This is a genomic window from Larkinella rosea, from assembly GCF_003858635.1.
Taxonomy (GTDB): Bacteria; Bacteroidota; Bacteroidia; order Cytophagales; family Spirosomataceae; genus Larkinella; species Larkinella rosea.
The window spans coordinates 1,518,928-1,538,057 of sequence record NZ_RQJO01000007.1 but is presented as its reverse complement, the minus strand read 5'-3'; the positions used below and the strand labels follow the sequence as shown (position 1 = coordinate 1,538,057).

General features: G+C 51.1%; 14 protein-coding genes. 4 read left to right on the top strand and 10 right to left on the bottom strand.

Annotation, left to right across the window (positions count from 1 at the left end; translation table 11 throughout):
* Window positions 1-37 precede the first annotated feature (37 nt).
* Window positions 38-877: a ribose-phosphate diphosphokinase gene (gene prs, locus EHT25_RS06530; protein WP_124872477.1), complete on the top strand. Its 840-nt coding sequence runs from the start codon at window positions 38-40 to the stop codon at window positions 875-877.
* Window positions 877-2,340 (top strand): nicotinate phosphoribosyltransferase, encoded by a 1,464-nt coding sequence (locus EHT25_RS06525; RefSeq protein WP_124872474.1) that lies wholly within the window; start codon window positions 877-879, stop codon window positions 2,338-2,340. Before prs ends, EHT25_RS06525 begins: the two co-directional genes overlap by 1 nt.
* Before the next feature lie 159 nt (window positions 2,341-2,499).
* Here EHT25_RS06525 and EHT25_RS06520 read toward each other — a convergent pair whose 3' ends face one another.
* Complete coding sequence (locus EHT25_RS06520; protein ID WP_124872471.1) at window positions 2,500-4,614, bottom strand: outer membrane protein assembly factor BamB family protein; 2,115 nt, start codon at window positions 4,612-4,614, stop codon at window positions 2,500-2,502.
* 115 nt (window positions 4,615-4,729) lie between these two features.
* Here EHT25_RS06520 and EHT25_RS06515 point away from each other — a divergent pair, with 115 nt between their 5' ends.
* Both EHT25_RS06515 and EHT25_RS06510 read left to right on the top strand, forming a co-directional pair.
* Window positions 4,730-6,106, top strand: a complete 1,377-nt coding sequence (locus EHT25_RS06515; RefSeq protein ID WP_124872468.1) for an L-serine ammonia-lyase — start codon at window positions 4,730-4,732, stop codon at window positions 6,104-6,106.
* 1,075 nt (window positions 6,107-7,181) lie between these two features.
* Window positions 7,182-8,255 carry an AI-2E family transporter gene (locus EHT25_RS06510; RefSeq protein WP_124872465.1) on the top strand — a complete coding sequence of 358 codons (1,074 nt, stop codon included), beginning with the start codon at window positions 7,182-7,184 and terminating at the stop codon, window positions 8,253-8,255.
* A gap of 55 nt (window positions 8,256-8,310) precedes the next feature.
* Here EHT25_RS06510 and EHT25_RS06505 read toward each other — a convergent pair whose 3' ends face one another.
* From EHT25_RS06505 to hisD, 9 genes are all read right to left on the bottom strand, one after another.
* Complete coding sequence (locus EHT25_RS06505) at window positions 8,311-8,826, bottom strand: dihydrofolate reductase family protein (RefSeq protein WP_124872462.1); 516 nt, start codon at window positions 8,824-8,826, stop codon at window positions 8,311-8,313.
* Between the two features lie 135 nt (window positions 8,827-8,961).
* Window positions 8,962-9,795 carry a helix-turn-helix domain-containing protein gene (locus tag EHT25_RS06500; protein ID WP_124872458.1) on the bottom strand — a complete coding sequence of 278 codons (834 nt, stop codon included), beginning with the start codon at window positions 9,793-9,795 and terminating at the stop codon, window positions 8,962-8,964.
* A 195-nt stretch (window positions 9,796-9,990) separates the two neighbouring features.
* Entirely contained in the window at window positions 9,991-11,946 is a 1,956-nt protein-coding gene (locus EHT25_RS06495) for a glycoside hydrolase family 127 protein (protein ID WP_124872454.1), read from the bottom strand.
* A 105-nt stretch (window positions 11,947-12,051) separates the two neighbouring features.
* The gene (locus EHT25_RS06490) at window positions 12,052-15,390 is read right to left on the bottom strand and encodes a UvrD-helicase domain-containing protein (protein WP_124872451.1); all 3,339 of its coding nucleotides are present in this window, start codon (window positions 15,388-15,390) and stop codon (window positions 12,052-12,054) included.
* Between the two features lie 130 nt (window positions 15,391-15,520).
* Window positions 15,521-16,054, bottom strand: coding sequence for a hypothetical protein (locus tag EHT25_RS06485; protein ID WP_124872448.1), 534 nt, complete (start codon window positions 16,052-16,054; stop codon window positions 15,521-15,523).
* 15 nt (window positions 16,055-16,069) lie between these two features.
* Complete coding sequence (gene hisC, locus EHT25_RS06480) at window positions 16,070-17,167, bottom strand: histidinol-phosphate transaminase (protein ID WP_124872445.1); 1,098 nt, start codon at window positions 17,165-17,167, stop codon at window positions 16,070-16,072.
* A gap of 12 nt (window positions 17,168-17,179) precedes the next feature.
* Window positions 17,180-17,554, bottom strand: coding sequence for a type II toxin-antitoxin system VapC family toxin (locus EHT25_RS06475; RefSeq protein WP_124872442.1), 375 nt, complete (start codon window positions 17,552-17,554; stop codon window positions 17,180-17,182).
* Entirely contained in the window at window positions 17,551-17,781 is a 231-nt protein-coding gene (locus EHT25_RS06470; protein WP_124872438.1) for a hypothetical protein, read from the bottom strand. The genes EHT25_RS06475 and EHT25_RS06470 overlap by 4 nt, the downstream gene beginning before the upstream one ends.
* 43 nt (window positions 17,782-17,824) lie before the next feature.
* On the bottom strand, window positions 17,825-19,093 hold the full coding sequence (gene hisD / locus EHT25_RS06465) for a histidinol dehydrogenase (protein WP_124872435.1): 1,269 nt from the start codon (window positions 19,091-19,093) through the stop codon (window positions 17,825-17,827).
* Window positions 19,094-19,130: the final 37 nt, after the last annotated feature.

Sequence of the window (19,130 nt, the reverse complement as noted above, 5' to 3'; positions counted from 1 at the left end):
GTTGGAATGTATTTAATTTGCGTAAAAAATACGCAAAATGATTTATCTACACCTTTCTCCCGGCTTTGCACCTTACGGACCATCGATCCCGTTCAAAGCTTTTACCTTCAATGGGGGAGAACCACACCTCAAATTAACGGAAGAACTCACCACAACCGACATACTGATTACCACCCGATTGAACAGTTTTCAGGACGTTGGTCTGTTGCTGGTGGCAACCGATGCCCTGCGCCGGGCCGGGGCTGAACGCATCAGCCTGTTTGTTCCGTATTTTCCCGGTGCGCGTCAGGATCGGGTCATGATTCCGGGCGAACCACTGACCGTGAAGGTTTACGCCGACCTGCTGAATGCGCAGCATTACCACAAAATCACCGTGTTCGATCCGCACTCGGATGTTGCTCCGGCTTTACTGAATTCAGTTCAGGTGATTGACAATCATGCGTTTGTGAGAGAATGCCTGGATCAGATCGGTGATTGTAAACTGATTGCACCGGACGGGGGAGCCCTGAAAAAAATCTACAAGCTGTCGGAAGCGCTGGGCGGAATCGAGGTCGTCGAATGCAGCAAACGGCGGGATGTGAAAACCGGTGACTTATCCGGTTTTTTCGTATCGGGGCCGGATTTGCAAGGTGCTGGCTGCGTCATTGTCGACGACATCTGTGACGGCGGAGCGACCTTCATCGGCCTGGCCGACGAACTGAAGAAACACGGCGCGGGCGACCTGTATCTGATTGTCAGTCACGGCATTTTCAGCAAAGGCATTGAACCACTGGCGGCTCAGTTCAAAAAGGTTTTTACCACCGATTCGATTCGGGAAATCAATCATCCCATCCTTCAACAAATTTCTATTTCAACCTTCTTATCATTCCTGAAGTAATGAACACCCTGCACCTTTCCGACGGTTACAAAGTAGATCACCGTCGGCAATATCCCACCGGAACTGAACTGGTTTACTCCAACTGGACCCCCCGCAAAAGCCGTCTGGAAAATGTCGACAGCGTGGTTTTCTTTGGGTTACAGTACTTTATCAAAAAATACCTGATCGACGATTACAATCAGAATTTCTTTGGTCGCCCGAAAGAAGTGGTCGTGGCCAGCTACAAACGGCGGATTGAAAGTTACCTCGGCCCCGGCGCCATCACGTACGACCATATCGAAAACCTGCATGATCTGGGCTACCTGCCCATCGAAATCAAGGCGGTTCCGGAAGGAACCCGGGTGCCGATGCGGATGCCGATGTTTACCATTAAAAACACCCGACCGGAGGATTTCTGGCTGACCAACTTTCTGGAAACCATTTTGTCCTGCATCCTATGGCTGCCCTGCACAAGTGCGACGACGGCCTTTGAATACCGGAAAATCCTGAACGCTTACGCCGAAAAAACCGGGGGCGATCCGGCTTTCGTGCCCTGGCAGGGTCATGATTTTAGTTTTCGCGGAATGGGCGGGCTGGAAGCGGCTTTGTTGAGCGGAGCGGCTCATTTACTGAGCTTTACGGGAACGGACACCATTCCGGCCATCGATTTTCTGGAGCAGTATTACGGTGCTAACTCCGACCTTGAACTGATTGGCGGCAGCGTTCCGGCGACTGAACACTCGGTCATGTGTATGGGCATGAAGGATGGGGAAATCGAAACATTCCGGCGGCTGATTCAGGACGTTTACCCAAAAGGAGTGGTCAGTATCGTGTCCGACACCTGGGATTTCTGGCAGGTCATTGCGGATTATTTGCCCCGTCTAAAACCGCTCATTCTGGCGCGGGAAGGCAAGGTCGTGATCCGACCCGACAGTGGCGACCCCGTTAAAATCATCTGCGGTGATCCCGATGCAGTGGCCGGAACGCCCGAATTCAAAGGGGCCATCGAGTGTTTGTGGGAGATTTTTGGTGGAAGCACCACTGCCAACGGATTCAACGTCCTCGACCCGCACATCGGCCTGATTTACGGCGACAGCATCAATCTGGAGCGCTGCAAAGCCATTTGCGAAGGCTTGTACCAAAAAGGATTTGCTTCCACCAATGTGGTGCTGGGCATCGGAAGTTATAATTACCAATACGTCACCCGCGACACGTTTGGCTTTGCCGTCAAAGCGACCTATGGCGAAGTAAACGGCGAAGGGCGGGCGATTTTCAAAGATCCCAAAACCGACGACGGCACCAAGAAAAGCGCCAAAGGTCTTATTCGACTGCTAAGCGATGAAACCGGTGCGCTGGTCATGGAAGATCAGGAAACCCGCGAACAGGAAGAAACCGGCCTGCTCGAAACGGTTTTCGCCGACGGTAAGTTGGTCAAAGAACAGACGTTAAGCGAGATTCGGGCGCGGCTGGAAGAGCAGGTCTGAACCGCTGGGCGGCCCCGTGGGATTACGCGGATTAAAACGGTCCGCCGTAGCGGGATTAACAGGATTTAAAAGAAAAATTGCAGAAGGCAATCATAGTTAATCCTTTAATGCTCTAATCTGCATAATCCCACGGGGCCGCCCGGCGGTTCAAAACGATTATTACGGCAACGCAAATGCCACGTAACTATCGCCCTTTTTCGTCCCCAGTTTGGTTCCTCCGCAAGCGATGACGATGTATTGTTTTCCGTTGACTTCGTAGGTACTGGGCGTGGCATATCCAGCAGCCGGAAGCTCTGTTTGCCACAAAACCGCCCCGGTTTTTTTGTCGATTACCCGAAACATGCCGTCTTTACTGGCGGCAATGAATAACAGACCGCTGGCTGTCACCACGGGGCCGCCGTAACTTTCGGCCCCGGTTGGCGGAATGCCTTTGGCAGTCAGCTCTTTCAATTCACCGAAGGGTTTTTGCCAGAGGTGCTCGCCGGTATTGAGGTCGATGGCGGTCAACGTTCCCCAGGGCGGACGAATACCCGGATAGCCTTTATTATCGAGAAATTTAGTATATCCATTGAATTTATAGGGCACGTACCGCTCTTTTGAACCCGGTTTGGCCGCGCTGGCTTCTACTTTTTCATCCCCAAACAGGAAGGCCGTCAACGACTGCTTTTCGATTTCAGTCAGTCGGGTAAAACCGGGCATCATGCCTTTGCCGCTGGTAATCAATTTGCTGACAAAGTCGCGGTCCCGCCGTTGACCAATGTTTACCAGCGACGGATAGCCGCTGGCTGGGTTGCCCTTGCGGTCGGGGCGGTGGCAAACCGCGCAGTTGAGCGTATAGAGCCGTTCGCCGGGACTGAGGTGGGCCAGTTCTTCTTCTTTCGGGGTATCCCGCAGACTGAGCACCCAGGCCATTTCGTTGGCATTCACGTACATAATCCCGTCCGGATCGACGGCTGCACCGCCCCATTCAGCCCCACCGTCCAGGCCCGGATACACCAACGTCGGTGTTTTGCCCAGCGGTTGATACGGTCCCACTTTGGAGCGCCGGAACGTTGCCAGCAGCGAATCCCGGTTTTCGGCGTAAGGGTTCAGGTCCGCTTCGGTAATGGTCTGCCGTGCAAAAGGAGCGGGGCGGGTCGGAACGGGCTGCGTCGGCCAGGTTGGTTCGTCGGGCAGCGACGATTTCGGATACGGCGTTTCGCGAATCGGAAAGAGCGGTTTTCCCGTCACCCGGTCAAAAACAAACACATGGCCGGTTTTGGTGACCTGCGCCACGGCATCGACGAGTTTCCCGTGGCTGCGGATGGTGACGAGATTCGGGGGCGCGGGCAGGTCGCGGTCCCAGATGTCGTGGTGAACAAACTGGTAATGCCAGATGCGTTTGCCGGTTTTGGCGTCCAGCGCCAGCAGGCAGTTGGCAAACAGGTTCTGGCCTTTGCGGTTTCCACCGTAAAAATCGAAAGCCGCCGAACCGGTCGGCACGTACACAATCCCGCGTTTCCGATCGATCGACATGCCCGACCAGCTATTGGCCCCGCCGACATTCTTGTTTTTATAGGTATCCTTCGGCCAGGTGTCGTACCCAAATTCGCCGGGATACGGAATGGTGCGGAACACCCAGGCGATTTTTCCCGTCACCACATCGAATGCCTGAATGTAGCCCGGTGCGGCATCCGACGATTCCGAAAGCCGTAAAGGCATGATTATCAGGTTACCAAAGAGAGTTCCGGGGGTATTTGAAATGGCAAACTTATCGACCGCCGTTGGCCCCAATCCGGCTTTCAGGCTCACTTTTCCATTGGTTCCAAAACCAGGTATCAGAACGCCCGTGCGGGCATCGACGGCACAAAGTGATGATCCGGATGCGAAAAGGATGCGTTTATCGTCGTTGTTACTCCAGTACGTCACTCCGCGTGTCGTGTTGACCCCGCCCCGGTTGCTTTCGGCATACCGCCATTTTTCCTTTCCGGTGGCCGCATCGAGCGCAAACACCTGACTGGTAGCCGTTACGCCGTACAAGGTACCGTCGACAATGATGGCATTGCACTGCACCTGCCCCGAATCTTTGGCGTGATATTCCCACGCAATTTGTAACTTACTGACGTTGGACGCGTTAATCTGGTCGAGTGGCGAATAGTGATTCCGGTCGGGGCCGCCGAGGTATTCGGGCCATTCGCGGGAAATGCCGGCTTGTTTGGGCTCGTCGGTAGATAACCGGGCTGCGATAAATAAGGCCGTCAGTAGCAGGGCGGCAGGAAATACAAAACGTTTCATTCGGTTTAGGAAGTACAAAATTGGGCTGATTGCGATGTGATGACAAAAAAGTCACCCATTGCACGTAATATCGCCCGGAAATATACAACTTCATCCACATTCCTGACGCTTATTCATGAATAATTCACCCATAACCACCTCCATTTTTGACCTGTTCAAGGTTGGCCCGGGGCCGTCGAGTTCCCACACCATTGGTCCGATGAAGGCGGCATTTGACTTTCTGAAACGGTTAGAGCAACTTCCCGAATCGACGATTCAAACCGCCGGTTCCATTCAGGTGTATCTGTACGGATCGCTGAGCGCGACGGGCAGAGGGCACGGTACCGATCGCGCTTTAATTGCCGGACTGTTGGGCTGGCAACCCGAATCGACTGACCCGGCGGCTTTGCTGGCTTTGTTGAAAGATCCAACCGTGACGTATCCGGTGCAGGTTGGTGAACGGGCGTTTCATTTGGGCGTGGAGACTATTCATTTTGAGCGAAAAAAATACGATTCACCGTATGCCAACACCGTAGTTTTCAAGTTGATGGATGGCGAAAATGGGCTTTACGAAGAGGAGTATTATTCGATCGGGGGCGGTTTTATTTTACGAAAAGGAGAGGAGCCCGCCGATCAATCGGCTATTTCGGTGCCTTATCCGTACCAGACCATGAAGGAGTTGAAAGCGCAGTTGAAAATCCATAACCTGACGCTGGAGGAACTGATGCTGGCGAATGAAACCGCATTGACCGGGCGTTCGGTGAAACAAATCAGCAGCCGCATTGACCTGATTCTGGACTTTATGCACAAGGCCGTCCGGCGCGGATTGCGGCATACGGGAACGCTGCCCGGATCGATTAAACTGCGTCGGAAAGCACCCTTATTGTTTCAGCAGGCGCGGGGGCTGGTGCAATCGTCGGACAGTTTTCTGATCTTTTTGAACTCGTATTGCCTGGCGGCTTCGGAAGAAAATGCGGCCGGTGGCATCGTCGTAACCGCCCCAACGTCAGGGGCTTCGGGCGTTATTCCGGGCCTGACGTATCTGGCTAAACACCATTTCCATTACGACAAAGCTACCTTGCGGGCGGGCATGTGGGCGGCAGCGGCCATCGGTTTTCTGGTGAAACACAACGCCAGCATTTCGGGAGCTGAAATGGGGTGTATGGGCGAAATCGGAACGGCGTCGGCGATGGGGGCGGCTTTTCTAACCTATTGTGCGGGAAAGCCGATCGAAGCCGTGGAAGCGGCCGCCGAAATCGGCATCGAACATCACCTCGGCATGACCTGCGATCCAATCGGTGGTTACGTCCAGATTCCATGCATAGAACGCAACGCGATGGGGGCCGTAAAAGCCTACAATGCTTTTTTGCTGGCGACTGCCGGAACGCCCGCCAATCAGAAAATTTCGCTCGATGCCGTCATTAAAGTCATGAAAGCCACCGGGCGCGATATGTCCACAAAATACAAGGAAACTTCGGAAGCTGGGTTGGCACTGAGTGCGACGGAGTGTTAGCCGTTGCCTGGTTTTCGCAGGCGGATGCGGAAAACCGGATCTGGTGTTTATGGATATCCATATGCAGGGCGGGCTGGCGATTCGGGTTATCGAGGAGGAGAAACTGACCACGCCCATTAAGTATGTAATTCAGGCATGTAAGGCCATTAGTATCGACTATTGATTGAAACCGCATTACGGAAACCATTCACACGTATTCGGCCGGAAAAGGACGGTTCGATCTTCAACCCAAAGCCCGGCTGGAAGTGTTCGTCAGAGGGGACCGCATCGCCGATTTGAAGGAGTGGCTGGGGTAAATGATGGCAAGTGGAAACCGTTTGGCTACAGCGGAAATTTATCCGGTAGCTTAAAAAACAAAACCCGGCTAAAAACCGGGCCTGTCCTACTACCATCTCTATTAATTTTTTAACCGGAGGGTTCTTAGGCCTCCTGTATGTTCAGTCTCCTTTTTAAGGCAGGAAGTTGCATCCGTTTCAAAAAAAAGTGCGTTTTAAACCCTATAGCGTTGGATTGGGCCAAAAATCACCCTGATCCAAAGGTAATTTTAATTTCTAATTAATCTCCATTTTGAACAGAATGCAGCTAGCATTCAGCACCGAAAAAGCCGGATTCTGCACCCGAAAATCCCGACCTGGCAACAATTTTTTTTCGTTCGGCCTCAGGCATGACAACCTTTGTAACCTGCCAATGCAACGCAGGCTAGGGCATAGAAACCAAGCACTTTACCACGCGCATTCGCGCCATCTTCCGGCAGATCGACAGCCCGTTTCAGTAGCAGGTGGGCCACACGACCGGCGATCTGGTTGTTGACCCGACAAATCCCATCCGGCTCGCTTAATCATCAACAGAATAGTGGTGCTGGCTACATCATGAAGATGAGCAAGGTGAACAGCGACGATGTGAAAGGCGACGCCAACTAACCCAAACGACCGGTTTTTTCAGGCGAACGGCAAGGCGAATTTCCGCCGTGCCGTTCGTGTTTAGACCTTTCTAAAAAAGGCGCTGGTTTTGAATTTACCAAAACAAAAGTTGTAACATCGGGTGTTACATAAGGAGATTCTTTATTAAACGTGTTATGGCCACTATCTACACCCCCAAACAGCAACGCATACTCTTAATTGTCAGTCTGATCATCATTGCCGGTTTTATCCTGGTTGGGCTGCGTCAATACACCATTGCCCTATTAGGTTCCGGTATTATTTACGTCATTTTCCGTCCATGGTTTACGAATCTGGTGCATAAACGAAAGTGGAACCGCTTGCTCGTCACCATTTTACTGATTCTGTTTTCGATACTGGTCATCATCATGCCGTTTCTGGCACTCAGTTTATTGCTGATCAATCGAATTCAATATTACAGCCAGCATACGGATCAGATTCTGCAATTAATCGACAAACTGGAAAAGGCGACCGGGATACAGCTCACCAATCAGGCCAACATTAAAAATCTGTTGCAACAAAGCGCCGGTTTTGCCAGCCGTCAGTTTCCGTCGCTGCTGAGTGGCACACTGGACGTTATTATTTCGCTGGGTTTGTTGTACGTCGGCCTTTATTTCATCTTCATGGATGAAGAAAAGTTTCTGAAAGGATTGCGAAAATACCTGCCATTTGAAAACGATACCCTCAACGAATTGGGTGAAGACTTGAAAAACATGGTGAATGCCAACGTGTTAGGTCAAGCTCTGGTGTCACTGGTTCAGTCCGTCCTGACCGGTTTGACACTCTGGATTTTTGGCGTGCCGGATGCGGCTTTCTGGGGAACAGTGGCTTTCTTTTTTGCCTTCATCCCGATTCTTGGAACCCCGCTGGTGTGGGGACCAGCGGGAATTTTGATGATTTCGCAAGGCAATACGGGCAATGGAATTGGTATTCTGGTCGTAGGAGCGGTGGTGATCATCAATGTCGATAACCTGCTACGGGTCATGCTGGCCCGACAAATGGGCGATGTTCACCCGTTTGTTACCCTGACGGGAATTGTGCTGGGCGTTCCGGTTTTTGGCATTTTAGGATTGGTCATCGGACCACTTTTGCTGGCCTATTTCATGGTTTTGTTCAAAGTATTTGAACGCCAAAACCGAAGACTACGCCTGGAAAGGACTAAAGAGGAAGAAGTCATTGAGGAAAAAACCAGTCGGGATACCAAACGCTGATTGAAATGAAAACCGGGTCACCGGTTTTCATTTTTCATTTCAAACGTAAGTCCAGCTATCCCTTTTTCACGTAATGTAACTCAACCAGGCCGCATTCAAACGCTTTGGTTTCGACAAACTGCCACACATCCGGTTTTGATGTCGGCTGGAACATCGGAATGCCTTTTCCCAAAATGATGGGATGAACAAACACCTGTAGTTCGTCGATCAGCCCGGCTTCGAGCAAAATGGCGTTAATTTGACCTCCACCGATCAGAAAAATATCTTTTCCATCCTGTTGTTTCAACTGTTCGACAAATGACGCAACGTCTTCCGAAACAAACTGCACGTAGGGCGCTTCCGGAGTAGTGGGGTTTCGGGTGAAAACATAATTGGTCTGGTTTTTATACGGGAAATCGTTGAAACCGGCGACCAATTTATACGTGTCGTGGCCCATCAGCGTGGTGTCGATGGTTTCCATAAACGCATTGTACCCGAATTCCCCTTCCGTAAATAACCAGTCGATTTCCCCGTTGGGTCCGGCAATGTAGGCATCAATACTGCTGGCAATGTACAATTTTACCTTTCTCATGAGTGGATTTTTTTTGACAAAAGTAGCGGATTGGCAACGCTGGAAATTGTATAAAAATTACCCGGCGGATTTTCATTCGTCAAAAATGAATGGAGTCTGTAAAGCGCAGGATGGGGAAGGGAAATCCTGAAAAGTTTAGTTTTTCGGTAATGTAAAATAACAGGGTGATGCTGGGTCGACGTGACCGGCCAGAACCTGTTTCCGGTATTCGCCGGGGGTCAGGTTTGCCAGGGATTTAAAGAGGTGATTCAGATGCGCCTGATCGTAAAAATGGTGGTGGTGAGCCAGTTCGGTCAGGGATTGGTGCGGGTTCCGGGCGAGATCGCTTACAATGTTGTTGAACAGGCGAAGATGCAAAAACCGCACCGGCGAAATTCCAATGTGTTTTTTAAAAGCGGCCGTCAACGATTTGGGACTGATGCGAAGGTCATTGGACAGGTCCCGAACCATTCCGTCGTGCCAGGGTTTCTGCTGTAAATAGTCGGCTGCGTAAATGACGTAAGCCGGGACATCTTTGTCCGAGAACCGGTTTTCCAAGAAACGCTCGAGCAAGCAGAGTTTTGCATTGGCATCCGCTATTTCCTGCAATTGATCGTTGAATTCGGGCATGGTCCGGCGAAAAACCGTATGGCCCGAAACAATCTGATTGGTCAGTTCCGATGCCGGAATTCCGGTCAATGATTGCAACGCCCAGGGTTTTAAAAATACCCCGAAGGTTTCATGCCGACCCGATGTGACGGTTCGTTGCGGACGCGTATACAACCCGCTGATCCAGTTTTGTTCATTCTGAATAATGGGTGACTGGTTTTGTTCAATAACCGAAAAGTGGTCGGAGAAATTGAACATGAACTCGTATTGCAAAACGGGCAAACAGAAATCCTCCTGATCAAACCGGTCGGCTGAAATGTACCAGAATTTATTGACAAATAAACGGAGCGATTCGGGTGGATTTCGGACAATGACCTTCATGAATGAACAACACGCTTTCCCTTTCAACGCAGGCAGTTTTCGTTAAGTTTCGGGAAATAAAATCCGGTAGCTGATCGTCTGAAAAAATAATTTTTAAAAAAATGTTTCGCCACCGTTACTTTTTATACCCCCTTACGTCTAAGTGCACTGCTAGCAGGGAATATGGAAAATTATGCGACAATTTTTCAAATCCGGTTATTTTCCTATTCTCCCGAACCATACTGCCATTTCGGTTGCTCCGCGATTATTCCAGGCATAATACGGAATTAAGGTCGTAGGTTTTGCTCCGGCGGATTTCAAAACTACTACGCCACCCAGCAAATCCTTCCGAAGTTCCGGAGAATAAAGTTGATTCGCTGGCGCACGGAGGTTCAGCGCCAGACCGCCGTTGTCGACTCCTTCGGCGCAGTAAACAATCGGCCCGCGTTCAATCGCCACTTTTCCCAGATCGGCTTTTACTTTATCGATTGCGACTACTTCCCGCACCGGCATGGCCAGCGTAAGAGTCACCACGTCACCCGGTTTCCAGGTTCGGTGGAGTTTCAGATAACCGTTTTCCACCGCAACCGCCGTGGCCTGGCCGTTGATCGTCAGTTTAATCGATTGGGGTAGTTGGGTAACATACCGGTATAAATCGCCGGGCATCGGCTGGTTCGTCGCCCAACCCGGAATCCGGATCAGAAGTGGAAAAGCGATCGGCTTTTTGGGCGAAATCGTCATTTTGATAGCCCCATCCCACGGATAATTGGTTTGCTGTTGAACGCTCACCGGCGTTTCATTCATCTTTACTTCCGTCTGGCTGTCGGCAAAGAGGTTGATAAAGAGTTCGTTATTGCGCAACGCGTAGAGATATCCGGGCAGGGAAGGTAAAAACCGGGCGACATTGCTTGGGCAGCAATTGATGCCAAACCAGGGCGAACGCAGGGCCGGTTCCCCATTGCCAAAGTCTTTTTTGCCGTTCGACGACATCGGATTAACGTAGAAAAACTTGTTTCCTTCAATTGAAACGCCCCCCAGAAAACCGTTGTACAACACCCGCTCGAAAACGTCCATGTATTTCGATTCGCCCGTCAGCAAAAACATCCGGTGGTTCCAGAGCAGGTTGGCCGTCGCTGCGCAGGTTTCGGCATAGGCGGCATCGTTGGGCAGCACGTAGGGATCGTCGAAGGCTTCGCCGTTTTCCCGCGCACCGACTCCACCCGTGATGTATTGCTTGCGGGTGGTGGCATCATTCCAGATTTTTAAAACCGCATTCAGGATCGGCTGATCGTGCTGGATGGCCGCCAGATCCGTCATGGCTGCGTACAAATACTGTGCCCGAACGGCGTGGCCAACCGCTTCGGACTGTTGCACAACCGGTTTAAGATCCTGAAAATAAGCAGGCCCCAGATTGTGCGCATCCTGATACAGCGCGCGTTTGTCGGCCCGGCCGCGCATGTCGACGAAGAAACGTGCCAGATCCAGGTAGCGTTTGTCGCCGGTTACGCGGAACAGTTTAACCAGTGCCAGTTCCGTTTCTTCGTGACCCGGAACTACGATCATCTGCCCCGGTTTCGGGCCGATGGTTTTAACCAGATGATTGGCGTTTTTAATGGCAATGTCCAAAAACGTTCGCTTACCGGTGGCCTGGAAATGGGCAATGGCCGCTTCGTATAGATGGCCCACGTTGTACAGTTCGTGGCTGCCATTTTCGAACGAATAGCGCGACGGTCCGGCAATCCAGTCTTTCAAACCCGTACTGTCTTTAAAGATCGTGCGAATGGTGTAGAGATATCCGTCGGGTTCCTGAGCAGCCGCGACGAGGGTAATCAGGCTATCGAGGTAGTGATCCAGCTTGGCATCGTAGTGGTTCTGGAGCGTGTAGGCAGCCCCTTCCATGACTTTATACACATCCGATTCGTCGAATCGAACGCCATTGAACGTTCCTTTTTTCAAGCCACCGGCTACGGCAAAATTGTCGAATTTTCCGTTTTCTTCCAGCTTTTGAAACGCGTGCGGAATAGTCACCTGACGGGCGGCTTCCAGGCGGTTATACCAAAAACCGGGTTGCAATTTCACATTCGAAAGCGGTACGGCTGTGATCGGATAATCCTGCGAAAATACAATTTGAACAGAGAGTCCGGCGGCCAGTAACCAGGTTGAATACTTCATAGTAAGTGGATTGGTTTTCAGTATGCGGTTTTCGGATGGCTGACACTAGCCCAAAATGAATACGTCAGCAAACCGGAATCCGAATACCGAAAACCGTATATGTTTTTACATTTTAACAATACGGCAATCGGTGACATTGACCAGCCAGCCTTCGACTGATGAATAGCCCATTTGTTGGTATAATTTGATAAATGACCGCATTTTGGTCGCATGCTGTTCATCCGTCTCTTCCGTTATAAAATTGACCAGCACCACTTTTCCCGGAAATTGCACCACGCGGTTCGGGCCATTTCGCTGCGGTTTTCCATTATTTCCCACCTTAACCAGAATTCGGCGATTGGCGTCGCCCCGCTGGCCGGGCTGGAAAAGCCGGCCGATTTCAGAATGACTTAAAAGCGTTTGCAATGCCGATTGCATGGCTTCCTGCTCCGTGCTTCGTAAAATGCCCTCGGCTATCATCCGCTGAATGGCTTTCGCAACGTCGTCCGAAGTCTGAATCAGCGAGAGGGCCGTGCCGACTTTTTGCCACCACGCCCGGCTTTTCTCGAAGGCCGTCGTATCAATCGCCCGCTCGATGCGACGGAGTCGAAGCGGCTGCGTTCCTTCCCGATTTGCTAAGTTTACCTGAAAAGGGTCACTTGTTGTTAACCGATCTTTGGACGATTGGGTTACAAAATCGTGGAGCGCATAACTTAATTTTCCTTCTTCCCAACTCGCATTTCCCCGAAGGTCAGTAAGATAGGTATACAACCAGAAATCAATTCCGTTGGCATTTTTATAACCGCCGTCCTTACTTGATGGGGAAAAATCCTGCTTTGCGGCAATGATATAAAGTCGGTCAGTCGGTCGGGTGAATGCCACGTAAACCAGGTTCATACACTCGACGAACGTCCGGTATAGTTCGTCCTGGTACTGGCCCGATAGCGGAGTGTCGTCCAGGTCTTTTTTGACGGTAATCGAAGCGGTTTGCAGGCGTCGGATTTCCTGATGCTCCAGCCCGGGAATCGCCAGTTCGTCGACCTCGCCCAATGGCCATAAGTCGGCCCACATCGTATCGTTGTTGCGCGGTTTGAATGACCAGTCGGCAAAGGGAATGACCACGACGGGATATTCCAGCCCTTTTGATTTGTGAATGGTCTGAATCGTGACCGCATTCTGATCGGTTGGTGCGCTGACCGACACTTTTTCCTGCGCGGTTTCCCAGTAATTCAGGAAATCCGAAAGGTGATTGCTGTATCGACTGCTGTACGTCAGTACTTCATCCATAAACCGAAACAGGTAGGCGCTATCCCGGTCATTGTCAAAGAGTTCGAAATAATCCGCCAGCTTTTCCGATAGTTCATAAATGCTGAGCTGCTGCAAGGCCGTCGGATCAAGCGGTGTTTTGTCAATTTTTGAGATCAACTCGAAAATATCGCCCTCGTCTTCGGCTTTCGCCATTTTGTCCATGAACTCCATCCAGGCCGCGTTCGGCAGATTCGGGTTGACGAGCCGGTGATACAGAAACAGCATGTCGTAGCGCACCATCCGGTTTTCGGGCTGGTGCAGCAGTTGCAATAGTGACACCAGAAACCGCACCCGTTCCGACGACTGGAGCGTGAGCGAATCTTCCGAAGTGAGCGGTATGTTATTGGTTTCCAGGTAGTCGGCAATCCGGCGGGCATTTTTCTTGAACCGGCATAAAACGGCAATGTCGCCGTATTGGTAGCCGTCAGCCACGGCTTTTTGGATAAATTCCAGCGTTTTTTCCACCATTCGGGTATTGAAATCCGGTTCTTCGGTTTCCTCTTTGGCGGCAAACCGATCCGGTTTTTCAATGAAATCAATCTGAACATGACCCGGAATGCCAGCTTTGGCCGGTGCCTGTCGAAACTGTTCATCGAACACTTCCGTCACCTTCTGGAACTCCGTGTCGGCGTAAAAGTCGGCCATGAACCGAAAAAAGCTGTTGTTGAATTCCACGATGGATTCGGCGCTCCGCCAGTTGGTCCCCAGTCGGTCGGGGCGCAGGTGCGGATGTAGACCGGACAACCGCTCGAGGGTCATTTCGCTGGTTTCGTGTGCCGATAACAGCGGATCGAGCTTCCGGCTGTGGAGGGCCACAATCTGATCCATATCGCCCCCGCGAAACCGGTAAATGGCTTGCTTGGCATCGCCCACGGCCAGATTGAACCGCTGGTAGGCCAGATTGTTGTCGATCAGCGGCAACAGGTTGACAAACTGGAGTTTCGACGTATCCTGAAATTCGTCGATCAGAATGTGGTGGAATTTCTCGCCCAGCCGTTCGTAAATAAACGGCACGGGTTCGTCGGTCACTACTTTGACAATCAGGCGGTTGAATTCGGAGATATGAATCCGGTTCTGTTCCCGGAGCAAATCGTCGCACTCCTGTTTGATTTGTTTCAGCAGGGCAACTTTTTGCAAATGCTGTTCAATGGCGCCGAAAGTCCGGTACCGCAGCAATGAATCGGTCCGGATTTGTTCAATCTGGAGGATGTATTCCCGTAAGGAGTCTTTAATGGCCTCAATCTGAAGCTGTTCGGGTGTCAGATTTTTCTTGCCGGAATGCCAGACGTCGTCGTCAATGGCTTTCCGCACGTACGAATTGGGGTCTTCCGGAAAACCGGTCAGCGAAATCCGTTTCCGGAAATATGTGCCAACGCCCTTGTCGCCGTAATAAAAAGCCTTGTCTGGCAAACCGGCTTCCTGAATAAGCTGATAACCGTTGCGGGCCAGTTGTTCGATCCGTTCTTCGATCTCCCGGTTTTTCCTGCGCAGGTTGCGTCGGATCGTTCGGAAATTGTCGGGATTCAGTTCTTTTAGCTTCAGAACGTACTCATAATTCCGATCGCCCAACTGGCCTTTGGAGAATTCGGCGAGGGTGCTGGCCAGCCCGTACCAGCTTTTGCCATCGGAAGCATTGTCGAGATAAAACTCTTCGAGTGCTTCCGATAAATACGGGTGATCTTCCTGCCCAACTTTTTCCAGCAATCGATCAATGGCGGTTTGCAACACGGCATCGGTATCCATTTCTACCTCAAAGCTATACGGCAATTCCAGGTCGTCGGTGAAAGCCGTGACGACGCGCTGGACGAAGCTGTCGATGGTTAGAACCGAAAATGAGGAATAATCGTGAAGAATGGAATGAAACGTCAGCCGTGCCCGGTTTTGGAGCTCTGCCGGTTCAATCGATAACTCGACTGCCAATTCATTTAATTGCGAGTTGAGGTCCCCAGCGGTAATTTTCTGAAGCTGTTCCAGAATCCGGTCCTTCATGTCGCGCGCTGCTGCGTTGGTGAAAGTAACCGCCAGAATGTTCTTAAACTGGTGAGATTCAAACGTTTTTCCGCCTGCGGACCGATCACCCAGCGCCAATTTGAGGTACTCTTTGGTCAGGGTGTACGTCTTCCCCGATCCGGCGGATGAACTGAAAATCTTGAACATACCGGAAAGATAAGAAGATTGGAGTTGTATCGCGGAGTTGAGCGGAGGAGAAAAGAGTTAAGCGAAGAAAAAATAAAATTAACTCCGCTTAACTCCCTTTCCTCCGCTCAACTCCGCGATACAACTCCTTCTAAAAATTCAACCGGACGCCGAGGCCGGATTGCAGGCCGAGGAAGAACGGGGCTGGAATGACTTCAACGTAGCCACCGGTTTCCAGAAAAATGGAGAATGGTTTATTAGGCAAAAAATATTCGACACCCGCTACGCCCGAACCGCCCACCGAGATGGTTTTATCGTAGGCATTGACGTAACTAAACTGATCGGAATAGTAGCGACGGCTGTTCAATTGCCCGCCAAAGCCGAAGTAATAGTGCAGGGTTTCCGATTTTCCGAACGAACCATGCCAGAGATAATGCCCCTGTACGCTGAAACCGACGTTTTTATAGACACCTTTGCGGTAACTGCGTCGGGTGCCGTAAATCCCCCCGTAGGTTCCAAAATTAAGATCGAAGGCGTGGTTTTCGCCAAAATACTTCCGGACGTTAACGCCCGACGGTTCGCCGATGCGGAAGCCGACAGCCCAATTGTTCGTCTGGGCAGCGGCTTTCTGGGCGATTGCCAAGCCAACCAACAAAATGAGTAACAGCGAAAATTTTCTTTTCATAGGATGGATCAGTACTTATACGGTTGTGGTTAGCCGGTTTGCGAATGTTTTGAGCGTAGCCAGCAATTGTTCATTTTCCGACTCCGTACCAACGGTAATCCGCAGACAGCCGTCGCAGAGCTTGACCCGATGCCGGTCGCGAACAATGATTTGCTGGTCAATCAGAAAGTCGAAAACCGCTTTGGGATCTTCAAATTTTACCAGAATGAAATTAGCATCTGAGGGATAAACGTGCTGAACCAGCGGTAAATTGAGCAGATTTGCAATTAATTCTTTCCGGTTGGCCAGAATCCGGGCCACCATCGTGTCTTTCGACGGTACGTTATCGAGCGCTTTCAGCAACAGGTGCTGCGTCGGACCACTGATGTTGTAAGGCGGTTTTATCTTATTGAGCACGTTGATCAGCTCTTCGGATGCAAAACACATGCCCGACCGCAGGGCCGCGAGCCCCCAGGCTTTGGAGAACGTCTGGAGAACAACCAGGTTGGGATACTGATCCAACAGACTTGTAAACGACTGTGTATCCGCAAAATCGATGTACGCTTCATCGACCACCACTAAGCCGTTGAAGTTGGCCAGCAGCGTTTTAATGTCGCGCGAGTCGATCAAATTACCTGTCGGGTTGTTGGGCGAACAGACGAACAGCAGTTTGGTACGGGGCTGAATGGCCGATAAAACCGCCGGAACGTCTACCTGAAAATCCGGTGTCAATGGGATTTTGATCAGGGTAACATCGTTGATGGCTGCGCTAACCTCGTACATCCCGTAGGTCGGGGGCAGAATCAGAATCGAATCCTGACCCGGGGTACAGGTTGCCCGAACGAGTAGGTCGATGGGCTCGTCGGAGCCATTGCCGAGAAAAATCTGTCCTGGCCGAACGCCCTTGATCGGTGCCAGTTTTGCTTTGATCGCCAGTTGGTGCGGATCGGGATAGCGGTTATAGTGTTCCTCCGAAGCTACATCGTCAACCTTCGATCCGTCGAGCGTCGATCCGAATGCATTTTCGTTGGCATCCAGAAAAATGCCCTCTTTTCCGGTGTATTCGTCGCGGGCGGAAGAGTAGGGCGTCAGTGTCTGAATGTGGGGGCGGAGTACGGTATTGAGGTCAAACATACAAGCAAAAACTTAGGAAATTGACTGCAACGAAATGACCTGCAAACCCGAAATGTCGGCGAAGTCAATCGTGTTATTTGTTAAAATCGGTAAATCGTGCAACAACGCCGTTGCGGCAATGATTGAGTCGCCCAATGAACGTTTGAGTTGTTGGCGTAGCCGGATGGCTTCATTAATGATTTTATCAGTAAGGGCAACGGGAGAGACAATCTGGAAGAATTCTTCAAACTTTTCTTTGTCGTTCACATAGAGTTTATGGAAACCCAATCTCTCAATTTTGCTTATGACTGGCACCCGAAGAATCTGCTGATTAACTCCCAGATAATCACGAAGGTAACCGAATTCTGGTTGAATCGAGTAGATTATAATATTGGTATCAACAATCATTTCTCTCGTCCGGGTAAAGGTCGATCTTCACGAATTTCACGTTGCCATTCGGATGGGTCGCCGTACTTTTCGGCAATGTCCGTTTTGGCTAAGTCATCTAAAGCATCTTTCAACGAACGTCTCGTGCTGCCTTTTTTCTCTAATACCCGGCCATTTAATTTGGGGAGTAGTGATAACAGAATAGCCTCATCTTCCGGTGAATCGATTTCAATCAGCAGTTGGCTCATGATTTTCCTATTTTAAAGCAATGTAACAAATCTGTCACGAACTTCATTCCAGACTCGCTAACCGCAGGCTAACCGCGTGGCGGTGCGCCAACAGAGATTCAGCTTCGGCCATTGCTTCAATTGTGGGGCCCAGCACTTTAATTCCGTCGGACGAAATGTGCTGAACGGTAATTTTTTTGACAAAGCTATCCAGCGACACCCCACTGTAGGCACGGGCAAAACCGTTGGTTGGCAGGGTGTGGTTCGTTCCCGATGCGTAATCTCCGGCGGATTCGGGCGTATAATTCCCGAGGAAAATGGAACCCGCGTTTGTGATTCGTTCGGCTACTTCTTCAGCCTTGTCAACGCTGAGAATCAAGTGCTCGGCAGCATATTGATTCAGTAAATCGATAGCATCGTCCTGATTTTCAACCAGAATGGCTTTGCTGTGTTCAATGGCCTGAGCGGCCAGATCGCGCCGGGGTAACCGTTCCAGTTGTGTCACTAAGGCCAGATTGACCGTAGTTACCACCTTCTTGCTCGTTGAAACCAGCAGCACCTGGCTGTCGGCGCCGTGTTCGGCCTGGGACAGCAAATCGGCGGCCACGAAAGCGGGTACGGCGGTTTCGTCCGCGTAAACCGCTACCTCCGACGGTCCGGCGGGCATATCGATCGCAATTCCTTCTTTCGCGACCAGCATTTTAGCCGCCGTTACGTACTGATTTCCCGGTCCAAAAATCTTGTAAACCTTAGGAATGGACGCCGTTCCGTACGCCATAGCCGCAATCGCCTGCGCTCCGCCAACGCGGAACAGTTTGGTAACGCCCACGAGTTGAGCGGCATACCGAATGGCCGGGTGGTCGCTGGGGGTGCAGAGGATAATTTCCCGACAGCCTGCCAGTTGGGCTGGAATACCCAGCATTAAAACCGTGCTGAACAGGGGTGCCGTTCCGCCCGGAATATAGAGTCCGACTTTTTCGATACCGACGCTTCGACGCCAGCACACAACGCCCGGCATGGTTTCGATCTTTTCAACCGGTTGCCGTTGCGCTTCGTGAAATTTCCGGATGTTTTGATACGCCTGCTGAATAGCGGTTTTTAATTCTTCGGAAAGCTGGCTTTCGGCGGCAGCCAGGTCGTCATGCTGAACCGGTATGCCCGAATACGGTATCTTGTCAAATTTCTCGGAAAGCTCCGCCAAAGCCTGATCACCCCGGGTTCGAACCTGTTCGAGAATGGGAGCCACGGCTTTTTCAATTGTTTCGGTAGATTGAACCGGACGGGCCAGCAACGCGGGCCAGGTGGCCCGGGGCGGAAAAGAAAGGATTTTCATCAGGAGAAGTAAGAGGAGAGACAAGAGAGGTTAGACA

Coding starts and splice junctions, on each gene's coding strand:
- EHT25_RS06525 (WP_124872474.1), top strand. CDS start 877: ATGAACACCCTGCACCTTTCCGACGGTTACAAAGTAGATCACCGTCGG.
- EHT25_RS06510 (WP_124872465.1), top strand. CDS start 7,182: ATGGCCACTATCTACACCCCCAAACAGCAACGCATACTCTTAATTGTC.
- EHT25_RS06520 (WP_124872471.1), bottom strand. CDS start 4,614: ATGAAACGTTTTGTATTTCCTGCCGCCCTGCTACTGACGGCCTTATTT.
- EHT25_RS06485 (WP_124872448.1), bottom strand. CDS start 16,054: ATGAAAAGAAAATTTTCGCTGTTACTCATTTTGTTGGTTGGCTTGGCA.
- prs (WP_124872477.1), top strand. CDS start 38: ATGATTTATCTACACCTTTCTCCCGGCTTTGCACCTTACGGACCATCG.
- EHT25_RS06490 (WP_124872451.1), bottom strand. CDS start 15,390: ATGTTCAAGATTTTCAGTTCATCCGCCGGATCGGGGAAGACGTACACC.
- EHT25_RS06495 (WP_124872454.1), bottom strand. CDS start 11,946: ATGAAGTATTCAACCTGGTTACTGGCCGCCGGACTCTCTGTTCAAATT.
- EHT25_RS06505 (WP_124872462.1), bottom strand. CDS start 8,826: ATGAGAAAGGTAAAATTGTACATTGCCAGCAGTATTGATGCCTACATT.
- hisC (WP_124872445.1), bottom strand. CDS start 17,167: ATGTTTGACCTCAATACCGTACTCCGCCCCCACATTCAGACACTGACG.
- EHT25_RS06515 (WP_124872468.1), top strand. CDS start 4,730: ATGAATAATTCACCCATAACCACCTCCATTTTTGACCTGTTCAAGGTT.
- EHT25_RS06475 (WP_124872442.1), bottom strand. CDS start 17,554: ATGATTGTTGATACCAATATTATAATCTACTCGATTCAACCAGAATTC.
- EHT25_RS06470 (WP_124872438.1), bottom strand. CDS start 17,781: ATGAGCCAACTGCTGATTGAAATCGATTCACCGGAAGATGAGGCTATT.
- EHT25_RS06500 (WP_124872458.1), bottom strand. CDS start 9,795: ATGAAGGTCATTGTCCGAAATCCACCCGAATCGCTCCGTTTATTTGTC.
- hisD (WP_124872435.1), bottom strand. CDS start 19,093: ATGAAAATCCTTTCTTTTCCGCCCCGGGCCACCTGGCCCGCGTTGCTG.